This window comes from Micromonospora sp. 15K316 (assembly GCF_004348525.1).
Classification (GTDB): domain Bacteria; phylum Actinomycetota; class Actinomycetes; order Mycobacteriales; family Micromonosporaceae; genus Micromonospora.
The window spans coordinates 1-2,177 of record NZ_SMKG01000393.1 but is presented as its reverse complement, the minus strand read 5'-3'; the positions used below and the strand labels follow the sequence as shown (position 1 = coordinate 2,177).

General features: G+C 75.0%; 3 protein-coding genes. All 3 read left to right on the top strand.

The window, feature by feature from the left end; genetic code table 11:
- Positions 1–1,316 (top strand): glycosyltransferase family 87 protein (locus tag E1211_RS31840; protein WP_132353911.1); only part of this gene is annotated, 1,316 nt, incomplete at its 5' end.
- 9 nt (positions 1,317–1,325) lie between these two features.
- Positions 1,326–1,958: a phosphoribosyltransferase gene (locus tag E1211_RS31835; RefSeq protein ID WP_132353909.1), complete on the top strand. Its 633-nt coding sequence runs from the start codon at positions 1,326–1,328 to the stop codon at positions 1,956–1,958.
- A gap of 19 nt (positions 1,959–1,977) precedes the next feature.
- Positions 1,978–2,177 (top strand): zf-TFIIB domain-containing protein (locus E1211_RS31830; protein WP_165947390.1); only part of this gene is annotated, 200 nt, incomplete at its 3' end.

The following is a 2,177-nucleotide window of genomic DNA, read 5'->3' as shown; positions in this document are numbered from 1 at the left end:
CCCCCCGCCCCCGTGGCTGGCAGGCCCTCACCTCCGCCGGAGGCGGGCTCCATCTCGACCTCGCGCTGTACGCCGTCTCGGCCGCGTTCGCCGCGATCACCGCCGTCACCTCGACGCTGCTGCCGCACCGCGCCTGGGGCGGCACCGCGACCGTGGGGTACCTCGTCGCGACGCTGGCCGTCACCGTCCAGTTGCTGCTCCGGCACCGCCGCCCCGGCTCCCCACTGACCGGCCTGCCGGCCCGCTGGGCGATCACCGCGTTCGCGTGGGCGACGACCACCCTGCTCCCGCTGGCCCGGCAGAGCGCCGAACGGGCCGCCGGCCGCACCGACCGGGCGCAGGAGGAGGTCCTCGTCGTCGAGCAGGCGGGCGCCCGGCTCGTCGAGCACGGCACCCCGTACCTCGGTCACGACGCCATCGCCGCGCTGCCCGCCGACGAACGGCTGCTCGGCTACACCCCCTACCAGCCGGGCATGGCTCTCTTCGGCCTGCCCCGGGCGGCCGCCGGCGGTTGGTGGACGGACGCCCGCGTCTGGTTCGCGGTCGGCACCACGGTCGCCCTCGTCCTCGCCGTCGCCGTCCTGCGCGGCAGCTTTGGCGCCGGCCGCGCGGACGCCCGTCACCCCGCCCACCTGCTCCGCGGTGTGCAGGCCGCCACCGTGCTTCCGATCTGCGCCCTGACCCTCGCCACCGGCGGTGACGACCTTCCCGTCCTCGCCCTCTGCCTGCTCGCCCTCTCGCTCGCCGCCTCCGGACGGGCCGGGTGGGCCGGCCTCGCCGTCGGCCTGGCCGGTGCGCTCAAGCTCTTCGCCTTGCCGGTCGCCCTCGTCCTCGTCATCTGGGGCACGACCCGCCGGGCCGGCCTCCGGGTGGCCGCCGGAGCGATCGGGCTGCCCGTCGCGGCGCTGCTGCCCGCCCTGCTGGTCGACCGGGACGCCCTCGTCGAGAACGTGCTCCGCTTCCCGCTCGGACACGGGCTGGTCACCAGCCCCGCCCAGTCGCCCTTCCCCGGCCACCTGATCGCGACCGGGCTGCCCGGCGGTCGGGTGATCGCCGCCGGACTGCTGGTCGCCGCCGGCGCGGCGATCGCCGGGTGGCTCTTCCGGCGGCCACCCCGCACCGCCTCCGCGGTCGCCCTCGTCTGCGGGTACGGGCTGCTCGCCGCGATCGCGCTCATGCCCTCGACCCGGTTCGGGTACCTGCTCTACCCGATCGCCCTGCTCGCCTGGGCGGCCGCGGTACGGAACCCGGATCCCGCGGGCGCGAACCCGGCTCTTTCCGTCAACTGGCGGGCGGTGGAGCGCGGCAGGGCGTAGACCTGAGTCATGACGACGTACCGCGACCGCGCCGAGGCGGGCCGGGTGCTCGCCGACCGGCTCACCGGGCTGATCGGCGAACCGGACGTCCTCGTCCTCGGCCTCGTACGCGGCGGCGTGCCGGTGGCACAGGTGGTCGCCGAGCGGCTCGGCGCCCCACTGGATGTGCTGGTCATCCGGAAGCTCGGCATGCCCTGGGCACGCGAGGTCGCGTTCGGCGCGCTCGGCCCCGGCGGCGTGCAGGTGCTCAACGAGCATGTGGCCAACCGGCTCAGCGCCGACGACATCGCCGACACCAACCGTCGCGAACAGGCCGAGCTGGAGCGCCGCGACGAGCTCTACCGGGCCGGGCGGTCGTCGTTGGACCTCACCGGCCGCACCGCCGTGATCGTCGACGACGGCCTGGCCACCGGCGCCACGGCTCGGGCGGCAGTCGAGGTCGCCCGTCAGCTCGGCGCCCGGCGGGTGGTCGTCGCGGTGCCCGTCGGCTCGCGCGAGGCGAAGGAGACCCTGGCCGCCGAGGCGGACCAGGTCGTCTGCGTGCAGTGTCCGCCGGAGTTCATCGCGGTCAGCGCCTACTACGAGGACTTCCACGAGGTCGACGACCAGGAGGTCGTGCGGACGTTGACGGCAACTGCGTGACCCGACCGGGTACCTTCGGGTGATGAGTCTCACCTGTCCCAAGTGCCACGGAGAAATGCGCCAGTACGAACGCAGCGGCGTCGTCATCGACCAGTGCAGCGAGTGCCGAGGAATCTTCCTCGACCGCGGTGAGCTGGAGAAGCTGTTCGAGGCGGAGGCGAACTGGAACCGGCAGCAGGCCGGCGCCGCGCCCGCCGGCTCGACCGCCCACGCCCAGCC

Bases quoted from the DNA above. Each gene is read 5' to 3' on its own strand.
- E1211_RS31835 (WP_132353909.1), top strand. From the start codon at position 1,326: ATGACGACGTACCGCGACCGCGCCGAGGCGGGCCGGGTGCTCGCCGAC.